This is a genomic window from Streptomyces sp. NPDC096193 (assembly GCF_040302905.1).
Taxonomy (GTDB): Bacteria; Actinomycetota; Actinomycetes; order Streptomycetales; family Streptomycetaceae; genus Streptomyces.
In genome coordinates, this window is the sequence record NZ_JBEOSJ010000010.1 from 98,545 (window position 1) to 114,784 (window position 16,240).

A 16,240-nucleotide genomic window follows, 5' to 3' on the forward strand; every position below is an offset into this window, starting at 1 on the left:
GCGGCGGGGCAACGGTTTGCCCGAAAGCGTGTCCGACCCCCGATTCATCCGAGCTGTGCCGAGAATTTTCGTCACGGGCCTGGACGGTGCCGCGCCGACGGCGCTATACATCGGATGACCACGAGAGGTCCGATGTTCTTCCCCGGGGGTGCGTGCATGAGTCAGACCGTCACGGAGTTCGAGGTTCACGACATCCGCTTTCCCACCTCGGAACAGCTCGACGGCTCCGACGCCATGAACCCGGACCCCGACTACTCCGCCGCCTATGTGGTGATGCGCTCCGAGGACGGGTCGGAAGGGCACGGATTCTGCTTCACCATCGGCCGCGGCAACGATGTCACCGCCGCCGCCATCGAAGCCCTGCGCCCGTACGTGATCGGGCGGCCCGCCCCCCGTACCGCCGCCGACCTGGCGGATCTGCACATCGAACTGACCCACGACTCCCAACTGCGCTGGCTCGGCCCCGAGAAGGGCGTGATGCACATGGCGGCCGGAGCGGTCGTCAACGCGGCCTGGGATCTGGCGGCCAGGACCGCGGGCCTGCCGGTCTGGGAGTTCCTCGCCTCGATGACACCCGAGGAGCTCGTCTCCCTCGTCGACTTCCGCTACATCACGGACGCCCTCACCCCCGGCGAGGCACTGGCCATCCTGCGCGCCGCCGAGCCCGGCCGCGCCGAACGGACCGCACGGCTGCGCCGCCAGGGCTACCCCGCGTACACCACCTCGCCCGGCTGGCTCGGCTACTCCGACGAGAAGCTCGTCCGCCTCGCCAAGGAAGCCGTCGCCGACGGCTTCGGCCAGATCAAGCTGAAGGTCGGCGGGGACCTGGAGGACGACATCCGGCGCATGAAGCTCGCACGCGCCGCCGTCGGCCCCTCCGTGCGCATCGCCGTGGACGCCAACCAGCGCTGGGACGTCGCGGACGCGGTCCGCTGGATGACGGCGCTCGCGCCCTACGAACCGCACTGGATCGAGGAACCCACCAGCCCCGACGACATCCTCGGCCACGCCGCCGTACGCGCCGGGCAGCCGGTCAAGGTCGCCACCGGTGAACACGTCGCCAACCGTGTGGTGTTCAAGCAGCTGCTCCAGGCCGGGGCCGTCGACTTCGTCCAGATCGACGCGGCACGCGTCGCCGGGGTGAACGAGAACCTGGCGATCCTGCTGCTCGCGGCCAAATACGGCGTCCCGGTCTGCCCGCACGCCGGCGGGGTGGGCCTGTGCGAACTCGTCCAGCACCTCGCGATGTTCGACTACGTCGCCGTCTCCGGCAGCTGGGAGGACCGCGTCATCGAGTACGTCGACCACCTCCACGAGCACTTCGCCGACCCCGCCGAGATCGACGCCGGACGCTATGTCGCACCCCGGGCCCCCGGGTTCTCCGCCCGCATGCTCCCGGAGTCCATGGCCGCCCACCGCTATCCCGAGGGGCCCGTCTGGCAGGCCCGCCGCACCACCGAGGAGGTCAACTCGTGACGGCCGTCAGGGACTTCGAAGGGTTCTGCGCTCTGGTGACCGGAGGGGCGTCGGGCATCGGCGCGGCCGTCACACGGCAACTGCTCGCCCGGGGCGCGCGGGTGGCCGTGCTCGACCGCGACCTCACCGGCATCCCCGGCGGCGCACTCGGCGTCACGGCGGACGTCACCGACGACGCGGCGGTGGGGGCTGCCGTCGACCGGGCGGTCGCCGAGTTCGGCGCCCTGCACACCCTCGTCCCCAACGCGGGCATCGGCGCCGTCGGCACGGTCGCCGACAACCCCGACGACGAGTGGCGGCGCGTCCTCGACATCAACCTGCTCGGCATGGTGCGCGTCGCCCGGCACGCCCTCCCGCATCTGCGCGCGGCCGCCGCCGAGCGCCCCGGCTGTGTCTCCGTCACGCACACCTGCTCCATCGCCGCCACCGCCGGCCTTCCCCAGCGGGCCCTCTACAGCGCCAGCAAGGGCGCGGTCCTCTCGCTCACCCTGGCCATGGCGGCCGATCACGTCCGTGAGGGCATCCGCGTGAACTGCGTGAACCCCGGCACCGCCGACACCCCCTGGATCGGCAGGCTTCTCGATCGCGCGGACGACCCGGCGGCGGAGCGCGCCGCCCTGGAGGCCCGTCAGCCCACCGGCCGGCTGGTCGCCGCCGACGAGGTGGCGGCCGCGATCGCCTATCTCGCGAGCCCCGCGGCGGCCGCCGTCACCGGCACGGCACTCGCCGTCGACGGCGGGATGCAGGGCCTGCGCCTGCGTCCCGCGACCTGAGCACCCAGCACACCGAGCACACCCGGCGGAACCCAGCACACCCAGCACCACCTGAGCCGACACCACCGAAGGACGGGACCCATGAGAGTGCGTACGACAAGTGCCGCGGCCTGCGCGGTGCTGCTGGCCGTGACGGCCCTCGCGGGCTGCAACCGGGACTCCGGCAACGGATCCGCGGACGGCAAGGTGGGCATCGATCTGCCGCGCAGCGACAGCGACTTCTGGAACTCCTACCAGCAGTACGTCGAGAAGGGCGTGAAGGCCGGCGAGGTCGACGCGCTGTCCCTGACCAACTCGCAGAACGACATCGGCAAACTCGTCGCCAATGTGCAGACGTTCACCGATCAGGGTGCCAAGGCCGTTGTGATGGCTCCTCAGGACACCGGCGCGATCGCCGAGTCGCTCCAGACCCTGGAGGAGAAGAAGATCCCGGTCGTCAGCGTCGACACCCGGCCCGACAAGGGCAACGTCTACATGGTGGTGCGGGCCGACAACCGGGCGTACGGCGAGAAGGCCTGCCAGTACCTCGGCGAGCAGCTGAAGGGCAAGGGCAAGGTCGTCGAGTTCCAGGGTGACCTGTCCTCGATCAACGGGCGCGACCGCTCCCAGGCGTTCAAGACCTGCATGGACACCAAGTTCCCCGGCATCAAGGTCTTCGAACTCGCCACCGACTGGAAGGGCGACGTCGCCTCCGCCAAGCTCCAGTCCACGCTGGCCGCGCACCCCGACATCAACGGCATCTACATGCAGGCCGGCGGTGTCTTCCTGCAGCCCACCCTCGCGCTCCTGGAGCAGAAGAAGCTGCTGAAGCCGCCGGGCACGCCGGGCCACATCACGATCATCTCCAACGACGGCATCCCGGAGGAGCTGGACGCCATCAAGGCCGGGAAGATCGACGCGACCGTCTCGCAACCCGCCGACCTGTACGCCAAGTACGCGCTCTTCTACGCCAAGGCCGCGCTGGACGGCAAGACCTTCAAGGAAGGCCCCACCGACCACGGCTCCAACATCATCAAGATCCCCAACGGCTTCGAGGACCAGCTCCCCGCCCCGCTGGTCACCAAGGACAACGTGGACGACCCGAAGCTGTGGGCCAACCAACTGGAGAAGACGAGCTAGTCATGCCACACGCCGCAAACGCGCCTCACTCCGCTCCCGCAACCGCCGCAGTGCACGCGGAAGGGATCGTCAAGCGCTTCGGGCCCACCGTCGCGCTCGACGGCGTACGGCTCACCGTCGCACCCGGGGAGTCCCACGCACTCGTCGGGCGCAACGGCGCGGGCAAGTCCACCCTCGTCAGCGTCCTCACCGGCCTGCACAAGCCCGACGCCGGCTCCGTCACCTTCGACGGCGAGCACGCCCCCGCCTTCGGGGACACGGCGGCCTGGCAGTCCAAGGTCGCCTGCGTCTACCAGAAGTCGATGGTCGTGCCCGACCTGACCGTCGCCGAGAATCTCTTCCTCAACCGGTTCGACACCGGCAGTCGCTTCATCAGCTGGCGGCAACTGCGACGGCGTGCCGAGGAGCTGCTCGCCGGGTACGGGGTCAGCGTCGACCCGATGACCCGGGCGAAGGATCTCGCCGTCGAGCAGCGGCAGTTCGTGGAGATCGCGCGAGCACTCTCCTTCGGCGCCCGGCTGATCATCCTTGACGAGCCGACAGCCCAGCTGGACGCCCGCGGCATCCAGCGGCTGTTCACCAAGCTGCGGGAACTCCAGAGCCAGGGAGTGGCGTTCCTGTTCATCTCCCACCATCTGCAGGAGGTGTACGAACTGTGCACCGCAGTCACCGTCTACCGCGACGCCCGCCATGTCGTCACCGCGCCGGTCGTCGGACTCACCAAGGACGACCTCGTCGCCGCGATGACCGGCGACTCCGTCAGCGGCACCTCGCAGTGGCATGCGTCCGTCGGGACCCTCCGCACCGAGGAGCCCGTGCTCCGCACCGAGGAGCCCGTGCTGCGTACCGAAGGGCTCACCCTGGAGGGCGAGTTCGAGCCGCTCGACCTCGAGGTGCGCCCCGGAGAAGTGCTCGGTCTGGCGGGCGCCGCGGCCAGCGGCAACACCGCGCTCGGCGAGATCCTCGTCGGCATGCGCAAGGCCGGCGCCGGGCGCATCACCGTACACGGCCGCGAGGTGAAGCCCGGCAGCGTGCCGCACGCGCTCGACGCCGGCATCGGCTACATCCCCGAGGACCGCCATCGCCAAGGGCTCGTCCTGGACCGCAGTGTCGCCGAGAACGCCACGCTCACCGTCACCGACCAGCTCGGCCCGTGGGGCACCGTACTGCCCTCTCGCACAAGAGAATTCGCCCAGTCCATGATCGCATCGCTCGACATCAAGACCCAGGGTCCGGAGCAGCCCGTCTCCGGGCTCTCCGGCGGCAATCAGCAGAAGGTGGTGGTGGCGAGGGCGCTGGCCCGCCGGCCGAGTGCCCTGGTCGCCCTGCGGCCCACCGCCGGCGTGGATGTGAAGTCCAAGGACGCGCTGCTCGGTGTGGTGCGCCGGGTGGCCGACGAAGGCAGCGCGGCCGTCATCATCTCGGACGAGCTGGACGATCTGCGGGTCTGCGACCGGGTGCTCGCCCTCTTCCACGGGCGGGTGGTCGCGACGTTCGGCAGCGGGTGGACGGACCGTGAACTGGTGGCCGCCATGGAAGGTGTGGGGGAGCAGGAATGACCGGGACGATACGGCCGCTCACGGCCGACGGGGTGAAGAGCGACAGTCCGGCGAGCCGGCTGCGGCTGATCCGGTGGAGCGACTTCTCGCTCGTGCCGGTGATCCTGGTGCTGATGGTGATCGGGTTCATCGTCTCGCCCGTCTTCCTCACCTCCAACAACCTCATCAGCGTCGTCCAGCAGTCCTCCGAACTGAGTCTGCTGGTGCTCGGCCAGGCACTGATCCTCATCTGCGGCCGGATGGACCTCTCTCTGGAGTCCACGATCGGCATCGCTCCGGTCGTCGCCATGTGGCTGGTGCTGCCGAGCGAGGGCGGACGCTTCCTGGGGCTGGAACTGCTGCCGGTCTGGACGGCGATCCCCGTCTGTCTGCTGGTGGGCATGGCGATCGGCGCGGTCAACGGCTTTCTGATGCTGAAGCTGAGGGTCAACGGCTTCATCGCCACCCTGGGCATGCTCACGATGCTCCGCGGCCTCCACATCGGCATCACCGAGGGCAAGTCGATCACCGATGTCCCGGAGTCGTTCCGCTACCTCGGCAAGACCGACTGGCTGGGCGCGCCCGCCGCGGTGTGGATCTGTCTGGCGCTGTTCGCGATCGGCGGTGCGGCGCTCGCCTATCTGCGTCACGGACGCGCGCTCTACGCGATCGGCGGCAACCCGGAGGCGGCCCGGGCGGCGGGTGTCCGGGTCGACCGGATCACCTGGATCGTGCTGGCGATCGGCGGTCTGCTGGCGGCCTTCGCGGGCATCCTCTACACCGGCCACTACGGCTCGGTCGCGGCCACCCAGGGCAACGGCTGGATCTTCCAGGTGTTCGCCGCGGCCGTGATCGGTGGCATCAGCCTCAAGGGCGGCCGCGGCACGCTCTTCGGGGCGCTCACCGGCGTACTGACGCTTCAGCTCGTCGTCAACGTCATGACGCTGGGCGGGGTGCCGGCGCTGTGGAACCAGTTCCTGAACGGCGCGATCATCATCGTCGCGCTGGTCATCTCCCGCTTCGCGAGCGGCGAGAAACAGGACTAGGACATCCGCCGGGCCGGCACGGAGATACGTTCGCCGGGTCGGCACGGAGATACGGTCCGGCTCCGTCCGGATCACCGGGCGGATCGATCGAAAGGCCGCCGGGCAGGGGTGACCTGCGGCAGGATCGAGCCGTGCCGACCGACCCGGAAGAGATCGACCTGAGCGAACACGAACTGCGGGAGATCGCGGGCTACGCGGCCGACTGCGCGCGCAGAACGCTGTCGATCTTCGAGCAGAGCCTGCCCGACGACACCCGTCCTCGTGAGGCCATCGACGCGGCACACGCCTTCGCCGCCGGCGGCCGGCGCACGGCCGCCCTGCGGCGGAGCGCGTGGGCGGCGTACCAGGCGGCGCGGGAAGCCGCCTCGCCGCCCGCTGCCGACGCGGCACGGGCGGCGAGCCATGCGGCGGCCGCCGCCTACCTGCATCCCAGGGCGAGCGCTCATCAGGTGAAGCACGTTCTCGGTGCGGCGGCGCACGCTGCGCGTGCGGAGGAGCCGGCGTTCGCCGACGACCGGCGGGTGAGCGCGGGGACTCTGGAATGGGCGCGCCATCACGCACCGGCAGCGGTCCCCGCGGTGCTCGGCCGGCTCCCCGCCGCGCCTCCCGGGGGAGGGCGCGTGGGGGAGTTCATCCGCGATCTCGACGCCGCTCTACGCGCCTGAGGGAGAACCAGGGGCCGTACGGACCTCTGTACGCACATCCTGCTGCGCGAAAGTCCCTGCTAGAGCGTCGAGCGGAGCCACTGCTCCACGCTCGCGATGTGCACGGTCGCCCACGAGCGGGCCGCCTCCGCGTCGCGGTCGCGGAGCGCGGAGAGAATCGCCCGGTGCTCGTGCAGCGTGCGGCTGACCGCGTCCTCCTGCGTCAGTCCGCGCCACACCCTGGCGCGTGTCGTCGGCCCGGACAGGCCGTCCAGCAGCGAGCAGAGCACGGAATTGCCCGAGGACTGCACGATGCACCGGTGGAACTCCAGGTCGGTGGTGACCAGTTCCTCGACGGAGGGCTCGGGCCCCAGCGCGTCCAGCTGTGCGCTCAGCCGGTCCAGTTCGCTCTCGTCGATGCGGCTCGCGGCCATCGCGGTGGCCGCGGGCTCCAGGATCCGGCGTACGGCGAGGAACTCCAGCACCGTGTCGTCGCGGTGGAAGTCCACCACGAAGCTCAGCGCCTCCAGCAGCAACTGCGGGTCCAGGCTGGTCACGTAGGTGCCGTCGCCCTGGCGCACGTCCAGGATGCGGATCAGCGACAGGGCGCGCACGGCCTCACGCAGCGAATTGCGGGACAGGCCGAGTTCGGCGGCGAGTTCGCTCTCCTTGGGAAGGCGGTCGCCGGGGCACAGCGCACCAGAGACGATCATCCCTTTGATCTTTTCGATCGCCTCGTCGGTGACTGCCACGACGGCCCCCTCGTCCCTGATTCATCGGATGTCTGAGCGTACAACGCGGGCGGCCCCGCGAGAGCCGCCCACGTCGGGAAAAGCGACCCGAGGTCAGCCCTTCCTGCCCAGTACGTCCTCGACCCCGGCGCGGATCTCGTCCGTCGCGAGGCCGCGGATCGTCAGCGTCGTACGGCGGCGCAGAACGTCGTCCGCCGTCTCGGCCCACTCCTGGTCGCGTGCGTAGGCGACCTGCGCCCAGATCTCGGGGGCGTCGGGGTGGATCCGCTCGGCGAGCGCCGGGTCGTCCTCGGCGAGCCGCGCGATGTCGAACGACAGCGAGCCGTAGTGCGTCGCGAGATGACGCGCGGTGTCCTCGGCGATCAGCGAGCCCGGGGTGTCGCCGCCGACGAGCAGCTGGTGGGCCACCGCGTTCGGGTTGGCGATGCCCGGCAGCGGCAGCTTCTTCGGCAGCCGCGAGATCGGCACCAGGCCGTCGTCGTACTCGCCCAGCGGGTGCCCGGGCAGGGCCGCCAGCTTGTTCATCACCGTACGGCCGATGTGGCGGAAGGTCGTCCACTTGCCGCCGGCCACCGACAGCATGCCGCCGCGTCCCTCGGTGACCACCGTCTCGCGCTTGGCCTTCGAGGTGTCGCCCGGACCGCCGGGGAGAACCCGCAGACCGGCGAAGGAGTAGGTGATCAGATCGCGGGACAGCTGCTGGTCGCGGATCGAGTACGCGGCCTCGTCCAGGATCTGGGCGGTGTCCTTCTCGTTGACCGCGACGTCCGCCGGGTCGCCGACGTACTCCTCGTCGGTGGTGCCGAGCAGCAGCATGTCCTCCCAGGGGAGGGCGAAGGTGATGCGGTACTTGTCGATCGGGGTCGCCAGCGCCGCCTTCCACGGCGAGGTGCGCTTCAGCACCAGGTGCGCGCCCTTGGAGAGCCGGATGGAAGGAGCCGCGTCCTGGTCCTCCATCCTGCGCAGGTGGTCCACCCACGGGCCGGTCGCGTTGAGCACCAGGCGCGCACTGATGCCGAACTCGGTGCCGTCGGTACGGTCCTTAAGCTCGGCACCGGTGACCCGGCCCTCGGTGAAGCGCAGTCCGGTGACCTCGGCGTGGTTGAGCACGGTGGCGCCCGACTGGACGGCCGCGCGGACCGTCATCAGCGCCATGCGCGAGTCGTTCATCTGGTCGTCGCCGTACACGGCCACGGCCTTGAGGTTCTCCGTGCGCAGCTCGGGCACGTCACGCTGCGCCCTGGCCGGGCCTATGACATGGCCGACGCCGTCACCGAACGCGGAGAGCGCGGAGTACGCGAACACTCCCGCGCCCAGCTTCGCCGCGCCGTGCGGTCCGCCCTTGTAGACCGGCAGATAGAAGGTGAGCGGGTTGGCCAGGTGGGGGGCCACCTGGCGGGAGACCGCACGGCGCTCGAAGTGGTTCTCCGCCACCAGCTTCACCGCGCCGGTCTGCAGATAGCGCAGACCGCCGTGGAGGAGCTTGGAGGAGGCGGAGGAGGTGGCGCCGGCGAAGTCGCCGGCGTCCACCAGAGCCACCCGCAGCCCGGATTGCGCGGCATGCCAGGCGGTGGAGATGCCCAGAATGCCGCCGCCGATCACCAGGAGGTCGTACGTCGCCTTGGAAAGGTGCTCCCGAGTCTCGGCACGGCCCGGCATGGAGCCGGCGGCCGGATGCGTCCCCGTGGCGGGTCCGCGCTGCAGGGTGGTCATGATTCTTACTCCTCGTCCTCGAGCCAGTCCATGGTCCGCTCGACGGCCTTGAGCCAGCTCTTGTACTCACGGTCCCGCTGGGGGGCGTCCATGCGGGGGGTCCACTCGGCGGCCCGGCGCCAGTTGGCGCGCAGAGCGTCGGTGTCGGGCCAGAAGCCGACGGCCAGGCCGGCGGCGTAGGCCGCGCCGAGGCAGGTCGTCTCGGCGACCATGGGGCGCACGACCGGTGCGTCCAGGAAGTCCGAGAGGGTCTGCATCAGCAGGTTGTTGGAGGTCATGCCGCCGTCGACCTTGAGCGCGGTCAGCTCGACGCCGGAGTCCTTGGTCATGGCGTCGCTGATCTCACGGGTCTGCCAGGCGGTGGCCTCGAGCACGGCGCGCGCGATGTGCGCCTTGGTGACATAGCGGGTGAGGCCGGCGATCACACCGCGGGCGTCGGGACGCCAGTACGGAGCGAACAGTCCGGAGAAGGCCGGCACGAAGTACGCGCCGCCGTTGTCCTCCACCGACAGGGCCAGCGTCTCGATCTCGGCCGCGGAGTTGATGAGGCCCATCTGGTCGCGCATCCACTGCACCAGCGAGCCGGTGACGGCGATGGAACCTTCGAGGGCGTAGACGGCCTTCTGGTCACCGATGCGGTAACCGACCGTCGTCAGCAGCCCGTTGTAGGAGTTGACGGGCGTCTCGCCGGTGTTCATCAGCATGAAGGTGCCGGTGCCGTACGTCGACTTGGCCTCGCCCTCGGCGAAACAGGTCTGGCCGAACAGGGCCGCCTGCTGGTCGCCGAGCGCGGAGGCGACCGGTACGCCGGCCAGGGCGCCGCCCTTGGCGCTGCCGTAGACCTCGGCGGAGGACCGGATCTCGGGCAGCACCGCGGCCGGGATCTCCATGGAGCTGAGGATCTTCTCGTCCCACTCCATGGTGTGCAGGTTCATCAGCATGGTGCGCGAGGCGTTGGTGACGTCCGTGACGTGCACACCGCCGTCGGTGCCGCCGGTGAGGTTCCAGATGACCCAGGAGTCCATGGTGCCGAAGAGGATGTCGCCGCGCTCGGCGCGCTCACGCAGGCCCTCGACGTTGTCCAGCAGCCAGCGGACCTTGGGGCCGGCGAAGTAGGAGGCCAGCGGCAGGCCCGTCTCACGGCGGAAGCGGTCCTGCCCGACGTTGCGGCCGAGCTCCTTGCAGAGCGCGTCGGTGCGGGTGTCCTGCCACACGAGGGCGTTGTGGACCGGCTCACCGGTGTTCTTGTCCCACAGCAGCGTGGTCTCGCGCTGGTTGGTGATGCCGATCGCCTTGACGTCGGCGGCGGTGATGCCGGCCTTCGCGACGGCTGCGTCCACCACTTCCTGCACATTGGTCCAGATCTCGGCGGCGTCGTGCTCCACCCAGCCCGGCTTCGGGAAGATCTGCTCGTGCTCCTTCTGGTCGACGGAGACGATGCGGCCGTCCTTGTCGAAGACGATGCAGCGGCTGGAGGTGGTGCCTTGATCGATGGCCGCGATGAACGGGCCGGTGGTGTGTGCGTCGGTCACGGAGTGCTCCTGCGAGGTCGAAGGGACGGCTTAGGCGAACGCGAGCTGGTAGATACCCGCTGCGAGGGCACCACCGGTCAGCGGGCCGACGACGGGGATCCAGGCGTAGCCCCAGTCCGAGCCGCCCTTGTTGGGCAGCGGCAGCAGGGCGTGCACGATGCGCGGGCCGAGGTCACGGGCCGGGTTGATGGCGTAGCCGGTCGGGCCGCCGAGCGAGAGGCCGATGGCGACGACGACGAAGGCGGTGATCAGCGCGCCGATCACACCGAGGCCCTTGCCGCTGTCGTTGAGGCCCTGCGTCAGGACGGCGAGCACCAGCACGGTGGTGCCGATGATCTCGGTCGCCAGGTTCTGCCACACCACGCGGACCTCGGGTCCGGTGGAGAAGACTCCGAGCACCGGGCCGGCCTTGGGCGCGGCCTTCTGGTCGACCAGGCCCTCTTCCTCGGGCTGGGCCGCGAGGATCTCCGGATCGGTGAGGTGGGCCTGGAACTGTCCGTAGTAGGCGATCCAGACCAGCGCGGCACCGACCATGGCACCGACCATCTGTCCGGCGAAGTAGACCGGGACGTTGCTCCAGTCCCCGTCCTTGATCGCGATACCGACCGTGACCGCCGGGTTGAGGTGGGCGCCGGAGAGCGTGCCCGTCATGTAGACCGCGGTCATGACCGCGAATCCCCACCCGAAGGTGATCGCCAGCCAGCCGGCGTTCTGCGCCTTCGAGCGCTTGAGTACGACGGCGGCGACCACACCGCCACCGAGCAGGATGAGTACGGCGGTACCTATGAGCTCGCCGATGAAGATGTCGGAGCTGGACACCCGCGACTCCTTTGTCCTTCGTCCAGGAAAGCGGACCCCGGGTCCCTCCGTGGTCCGCGCCCTCAGGTGAGAGCGTTTGTCGGCCCTGGCACTGCCACACTCTAACGCGTATTGCCGGTAGGTGTTCGACAATGCCGACCGATGAACGGCAGTTTTGCCCTCGGGTTAACAGCGCGTCAAGAGGTGGGTGGCCGAAAACCGTATCGTTACCGATGGTGCACCCAAAACGGTCAGAAACGCCCGGCGCCGAGATCGCGTGACACCGATCGGGCGCACTCCCGCACCGACGCGATCAGCTCGGACCGCACCTCGTCGCCCTTGCACAGCCGCTCCACGGCACCCGTGATGGCGATGGCCCCCACGGGCATCCGGCGGCGGTCGTGGATGGGGGCGGCGACCGAGGCGACGCCCTCCCAGGTCTCCTCCATGTCGGCCGCCCAGCCGCGCGCCCGGGTGTGGTCGAGCACCGACTCGAATCCGGCCAGGTCGGTGACGGTCCGCGGGGTGAAGGCCTTGCGGTCCACCTCCAGGGCCTCCGAGTGCGCCACGGGGTCGTACGCCGACAGCACCTTGCCCAGCGCGGTGGAGTGCAGCGGCTGCATGGCCCCCACCTCAAGGACCTGGCGGCTGTCGTCCGGCCGGAAGACGTGGTGGACGATCAGCACACCGTGCTGGTGCACCACACCGAGGTGGACGCTCTCGCCGCTGGAGCGGGCCAGGTCGTCCGTCCACACGAGGGCCCGGGCCCGCAACTCGTGGACATCGAGATAGCTGTTCCCGAGCCGCAGCAGCTCGGCCCCCAGTTGGTAGCGGCCGGACGCCGGGTCCTGCTCGACGAAACCCTCGGCCTGGAGGGTCCGGAGGATGCCGTGCGCGGTGCCCTTGGCCAGTTCCAGCGAGGAGGCGATGTCCGACAGGCCCAGTCGGCGTTCCCCGCCGGCGAGCAGTCGCAGCATCGCCGCCGCACGCTCGAGCGACTGGATATTCTTCGCCATCGCCTCGTGCCCTTCTTCACAGCGGTTCGACAATGCTGAACACTATCGGTCGATGCCGACCTTGGTGACCGCCGAGTGAGTATCTCGTGGCCGGCAGGGGTGCGGAAAGCCCCCGCGGCCCGACGAGTCCGTCCGCGTCGTGGGACGCTCCCGCCCCCACGGGGCACGCCCGGCTACTCTGAACACCGTGCGCCGTCCACCGGGGGCGCAAAGCCGACAGCCGTCGCATCCCAGGGAGCTCATCCATGGCCTCGTCGCCGACCCCTTCCGCTGACAGCCGGACCCGAATCGAAGCCCTCCGCGAGGCCCTGGCCACGCGCGTCGTCGTCGCGGACGGCGCGATGGGCACGATGCTCCAGGCCCAGGACCCGACGCTCGACGACTTCCAGGACCTCGAAGGCTGCAACGAGATCCTCAATGTGACGCGCCCGGACATCGTGCGCACCGTCCATTCGGCCTACTTCGAGGTGGGCGTCGACTGCGTCGAGACGAACACCTTCGGCGCGAACCTCGCCGCACTGGGCGAGTACGACATCCCCGAGCGGGTCTACGAGCTCTCCGAGTCCGGCGCCCGCATCGCGCGCGAGGTCGCCGACGAGTTCACCGCGTCCACCGGACAGCAGCGCTGGGTGCTCGGCTCCATGGGCCCCGGCACCAAGCTGCCGACGCTGGGCCACGCTCCCTACACGAAGCTGCGCGACGCCTACCAGCAGAATGCCGAGGGCATGATCGCCGGAGGCGCGGACGCCCTTCTGGTGGAGACGACCCAGGACCTGCTCCAGACGAAGGCCGCCGTCATCGGCGCCCGCCGGGCCCTGGACGCCACGGGCACGAACCTTCCCCTCATCTGCTCCGTCACGGTCGAGACGACCGGCACCATGCTCCTCGGTTCGGAGATCGGTGCCGCGCTGACCGCCCTGGAGCCGCTCGGCATCGACATGATCGGTCTGAACTGCGCCACCGGACCGGCCGAGATGAGCGAGCACCTGCGCTACCTCGCCCGCCACTCGCGTATCCCGCTCTCCTGCATGCCGAACGCTGGCCTCCCGGTCCTGGGCAAGAACGGCGCCCACTACCCCCTGTCGGCCGGTGAACTCGCCGACGCGCAGGAAACGTTCGTGCGCGAGTACGGCCTCTCCCTCGTCGGCGGCTGCTGCGGTACGACGCCGGAGCACCTGCGCCAGGTCGTCGAGCGCGTCCGCGACATCGCGCCGACCGACCGCAGCCCCCGCCCGGAGCCGGGCGCCGCCTCCCTCTACCAGACGGTGCCGTTCCGCCAGGACACCGCGTACATGGCGATCGGCGAGCGCACGAACGCCAACGGATCGAAGAAGTTCCGCGAGGCCATGCTGGACGCCCGCTGGGACGACTGCGTCGAGATGGCCCGCGACCAGATCCGCGAGGGCGCGCACATGCTGGACCTGTGCGTCGACTACGTCGGCCGCGACGGCGTCGCCGACATGGAGGAGCTGGCCGGCCGCTTCGCCACCGCCTCCACCCTGCCGATCGTGCTCGACTCCACCGAAGTCCCGGTCATCCGGGCCGGACTGGAGAAGCTCGGCGGCCGCGCGGTCATCAACTCCGTCAACTACGAGGACGGCGACGGACCGGAGTCGCGCTTCGCGAAGGTCACCGCGCTGGCGCGGGAGCACGGCGCCGCCCTCATCGCCCTCACCATCGACGAGGAGGGCCAGGCCCGCACCGTCGAGCACAAGGTCGCCATCGCCGAGCGGCTCATCGACGACCTCACGGGGAACTGGGGCATCCACGAGTCGGACATCCTCATCGACACCCTGACGTTCACCATCTGCACCGGTCAGGAGGAGTCCCGCGGGGACGGCATCGCCACCATCGAGGCCATCCGCGAACTCAAGCGCCGGCGCCCTGACGTACAGACCACGCTGGGCCTGTCCAACATCTCCTTCGGCCTCAACCCGGCCGCCCGGATCCTGCTGAACTCCGTCTTCCTCGACGAGTGCGTCAAGGCGGGCCTGGACTCGGCGATCGTGCACGCGTCGAAGATCCTGCCCATCGCGCGCTTCGACGACGAGCAGGTGCGGACCGCCCTCGACTTGATCTACGACCGCCGCGCCGAGGGCTACGACCCGCTGCAGAAGCTGATGGCCCTCTTCGAGGGCGTCGACACCAAGTCGATGAAGGCGGGCAAGACCGAGGAACTGCTCGCGCTGCCGCTGGACGAGCGGCTCAAGCGGCGCATCATCGACGGCGAGAAGAACGGCCTGGACGCGGACCTCGACGAGGCGCTCCGGGACCGGCCCGCGCTGGACATCGTGAACGACACGCTGCTGGAGGGCATGAAGGTCGTCGGTGAACTCTTCGGCTCCGGACAGATGCAGCTGCCGTTCGTGCTCCAGTCCGCCGAGGTCATGAAGAACGCCGTCGCCTACCTCGAACCCCACATGGAGAAGACGGACGACGACGGCAAGGGCACCATCGTGCTGGCCACCGTCCGCGGCGACGTCCACGACATCGGCAAGAACCTCGTCGACATCATCCTGACCAACAACGGCTACAACGTCGTCAACCTCGGTATCAAGCAGCCGGTCGCGGCGATCCTGGATGCGGCGGAGGAGCACCGGGCCGATGTCATCGGCATGTCCGGCCTGCTGGTGAAGTCCACGGTGATCATGAAGGAGAACCTGGAGGAGCTCAACCAGCGCAAGATGGCCGCCGACTACCCGGTCATCCTCGGTGGCGCGGCCCTGACCCGGGCCTACGTCGAACAGGACCTCCACGAGATCTACGAGGGCGAAGTCCGCTACGCCCGCGACGCGTTCGAGGGCCTGCGGCTGATGGACGCCCTCATCGCGGTCAAGCGCGGTGTCCCCGGCGCCACCCTCCCGGACCTCAAGCAGCGCCGTGTCCGGGCCACCACGAACGCCGTCGTCGAGGACCGCCCCGAGGAAGGGGCCGTACGCTCCGACGTCGCCGTCGACAACCCGGTCCCCGAACCGCCGTTCTGGGGCACGCGGGTGATCAAGGGCATCCAGCTGAAGGAGTACGCGTCCTGGCTGGACGAGGGTGCGCTCTTCAAGGGCCAGTGGGGCCTGAAGGAGGCGCGCGCCGGTGACGGCCCCTCGTACCAGGAGCTGGTGGAGAGCGAGGGCCGGCCGCGGCTGCGGGGCTGGCTGGACCAGCTGCACACCCGCAACCTGCTGGAGGCGGCCGTGGTCTACGGCTACTTCCCCTGCGTCTCCAAGGGTGACGACCTGATCCTGCTGAACGAGGACGGCTCGGAGCGCACCCGATTCTCCTTCCCCCGCCAGCGCCGGGGCCGCCGCCTGTGTCTCGCGGACTTCTTCCGCCCGGAGGAGTCCGGCGAGCGGGACGTCGTCGGGCTCCAGGTCGTCACCGTCGGATCGCGGATCGGTGAGGCGACGGCGGAGCTCTTCGAGTCGGACTCCTACCGCGACTACCTGGAGCTGCACGGACTGTCCGTCCAGCTCGCGGAGGCGCTGGCGGAGTACTGGCACGCCCGGGTCCGCACCGAGCTCGGCTTCGGCGGTGAGGACCCGGCGGAGGTGGAGGACATGTTCGCGCTGAAGTACCGCGGCGCGCGGTTCTCGCTCGGTTACGGGGCGTGCCCGGATCTGGAGGACCGGGCGAAGATCGCCCAGCTGCTGGAGCCCGAGCGCATCGGCGTCGAGCTCTCCGAGGAGTTTCAGCTCCACCCGGAGCAGTCCACGGACGCCATCGTCATCCATCACCCGGAGGCGAAGTACTTCAACGCGCGATAGAAGTCGCGCAGCACTTCACCGCGCGTTGGATGTTCCTTTCGCGCATGTTCGCCGGACGAGCCGTACACTGGTCGG

General features: G+C 69.7%; 12 protein-coding genes. 7 read left to right on the plus strand and 5 right to left on the minus strand.

Going from position 1 to position 16,240, the window contains the following annotated elements; genetic code table 11:
• The first annotated feature begins 156 nt into the window (after positions 1 to 156).
• The 6 genes from ABTX78_RS16995 to ABTX78_RS17020 all read left to right on the plus strand — a co-directional run bounded on the left by ABTX78_RS16995 (position 157) and on the right by ABTX78_RS17020 (position 6,617).
• Positions 157 to 1,476, plus strand: coding sequence for an enolase C-terminal domain-like protein (locus ABTX78_RS16995; protein WP_352207571.1), 1,320 nt, complete (start codon positions 157 to 159; stop codon positions 1,474 to 1,476).
• Positions 1,473 to 2,249: an SDR family NAD(P)-dependent oxidoreductase gene (locus ABTX78_RS17000; RefSeq protein ID WP_352207572.1), complete on the plus strand. Its 777-nt coding sequence runs from the start codon at positions 1,473 to 1,475 to the stop codon at positions 2,247 to 2,249. Before ABTX78_RS16995 ends, ABTX78_RS17000 begins: the two co-directional genes overlap by 4 nt.
• A gap of 81 nt (positions 2,250 to 2,330) precedes the next feature.
• Complete coding sequence (locus ABTX78_RS17005; RefSeq protein WP_352207573.1) at positions 2,331 to 3,368, plus strand: sugar ABC transporter substrate-binding protein; 1,038 nt, start codon at positions 2,331 to 2,333, stop codon at positions 3,366 to 3,368.
• A gap of 2 nt (positions 3,369 to 3,370) precedes the next feature.
• Positions 3,371 to 4,927: a sugar ABC transporter ATP-binding protein gene (locus tag ABTX78_RS17010; protein ID WP_352207574.1), complete on the plus strand. Its 1,557-nt coding sequence runs from the start codon at positions 3,371 to 3,373 to the stop codon at positions 4,925 to 4,927.
• Entirely contained in the window at positions 4,924 to 5,952 is a 1,029-nt protein-coding gene (locus ABTX78_RS17015; RefSeq protein WP_352207575.1) for an ABC transporter permease, read from the plus strand. Before ABTX78_RS17010 ends, ABTX78_RS17015 begins: the two co-directional genes overlap by 4 nt.
• Before the next feature lie 131 nt (positions 5,953 to 6,083).
• Positions 6,084 to 6,617, plus strand: a complete 534-nt coding sequence (locus ABTX78_RS17020; protein WP_352207576.1) for a putative immunity protein — start codon at positions 6,084 to 6,086, stop codon at positions 6,615 to 6,617.
• Positions 6,618 to 6,676: 59 nt separating this feature from the next.
• On the opposite strand, the gene ABTX78_RS17025 is transcribed toward ABTX78_RS17020, so the two are convergent.
• The 5 genes from ABTX78_RS17025 to ABTX78_RS17045 form a co-directional block, all read right to left on the minus strand.
• Entirely contained in the window at positions 6,677 to 7,348 is a 672-nt protein-coding gene (locus tag ABTX78_RS17025; RefSeq protein WP_352207577.1) for a FadR/GntR family transcriptional regulator, read from the minus strand.
• A gap of 93 nt (positions 7,349 to 7,441) precedes the next feature.
• Entirely contained in the window at positions 7,442 to 9,061 is a 1,620-nt protein-coding gene (locus tag ABTX78_RS17030; protein ID WP_352207578.1) for a glycerol-3-phosphate dehydrogenase/oxidase, read from the minus strand.
• Positions 9,062 to 9,066: 5 nt separating this feature from the next.
• Complete coding sequence (glpK, locus tag ABTX78_RS17035; RefSeq protein ID WP_352207579.1) at positions 9,067 to 10,593, minus strand: glycerol kinase GlpK; 1,527 nt, start codon at positions 10,591 to 10,593, stop codon at positions 9,067 to 9,069.
• Positions 10,594 to 10,623: 30 nt separating this feature from the next.
• Positions 10,624 to 11,412 (minus strand): MIP/aquaporin family protein, encoded by a 789-nt coding sequence (locus ABTX78_RS17040; protein ID WP_352207580.1) that lies wholly within the window; start codon positions 11,410 to 11,412, stop codon positions 10,624 to 10,626.
• Positions 11,413 to 11,642: 230 nt separating this feature from the next.
• Entirely contained in the window at positions 11,643 to 12,407 is a 765-nt protein-coding gene (locus ABTX78_RS17045; RefSeq protein ID WP_352207581.1) for an IclR family transcriptional regulator, read from the minus strand.
• Positions 12,408 to 12,652: 245 nt separating this feature from the next.
• Here ABTX78_RS17045 and metH point away from each other — a divergent pair, with 245 nt between their 5' ends.
• Entirely contained in the window at positions 12,653 to 16,165 is a 3,513-nt protein-coding gene (gene metH, locus ABTX78_RS17050) for a methionine synthase (RefSeq protein ID WP_352207582.1), read from the plus strand.
• Positions 16,166 to 16,240 lie beyond the last annotated feature (75 nt).

What these genes read in the sequence shown, in the direction of transcription:
- ABTX78_RS17030 (WP_352207578.1), bottom strand. Translation starts at nt 9,061, where the DNA reads ATGACCACCCTGCAGCGCGGACCCGCCACGGGGACGCATCCGGCCGCC.
- metH (WP_352207582.1), top strand. Translation starts at nt 12,653, where the DNA reads ATGGCCTCGTCGCCGACCCCTTCCGCTGACAGCCGGACCCGAATCGAA.
- ABTX78_RS16995 (WP_352207571.1), top strand. Translation starts at nt 157, where the DNA reads ATGAGTCAGACCGTCACGGAGTTCGAGGTTCACGACATCCGCTTTCCC.
- ABTX78_RS17005 (WP_352207573.1), top strand. Translation starts at nt 2,331, where the DNA reads ATGAGAGTGCGTACGACAAGTGCCGCGGCCTGCGCGGTGCTGCTGGCC.
- ABTX78_RS17010 (WP_352207574.1), top strand. Translation starts at nt 3,371, where the DNA reads ATGCCACACGCCGCAAACGCGCCTCACTCCGCTCCCGCAACCGCCGCA.
- ABTX78_RS17015 (WP_352207575.1), top strand. Translation starts at nt 4,924, where the DNA reads ATGACCGGGACGATACGGCCGCTCACGGCCGACGGGGTGAAGAGCGAC.
- ABTX78_RS17045 (WP_352207581.1), bottom strand. Translation starts at nt 12,407, where the DNA reads ATGGCGAAGAATATCCAGTCGCTCGAGCGTGCGGCGGCGATGCTGCGA.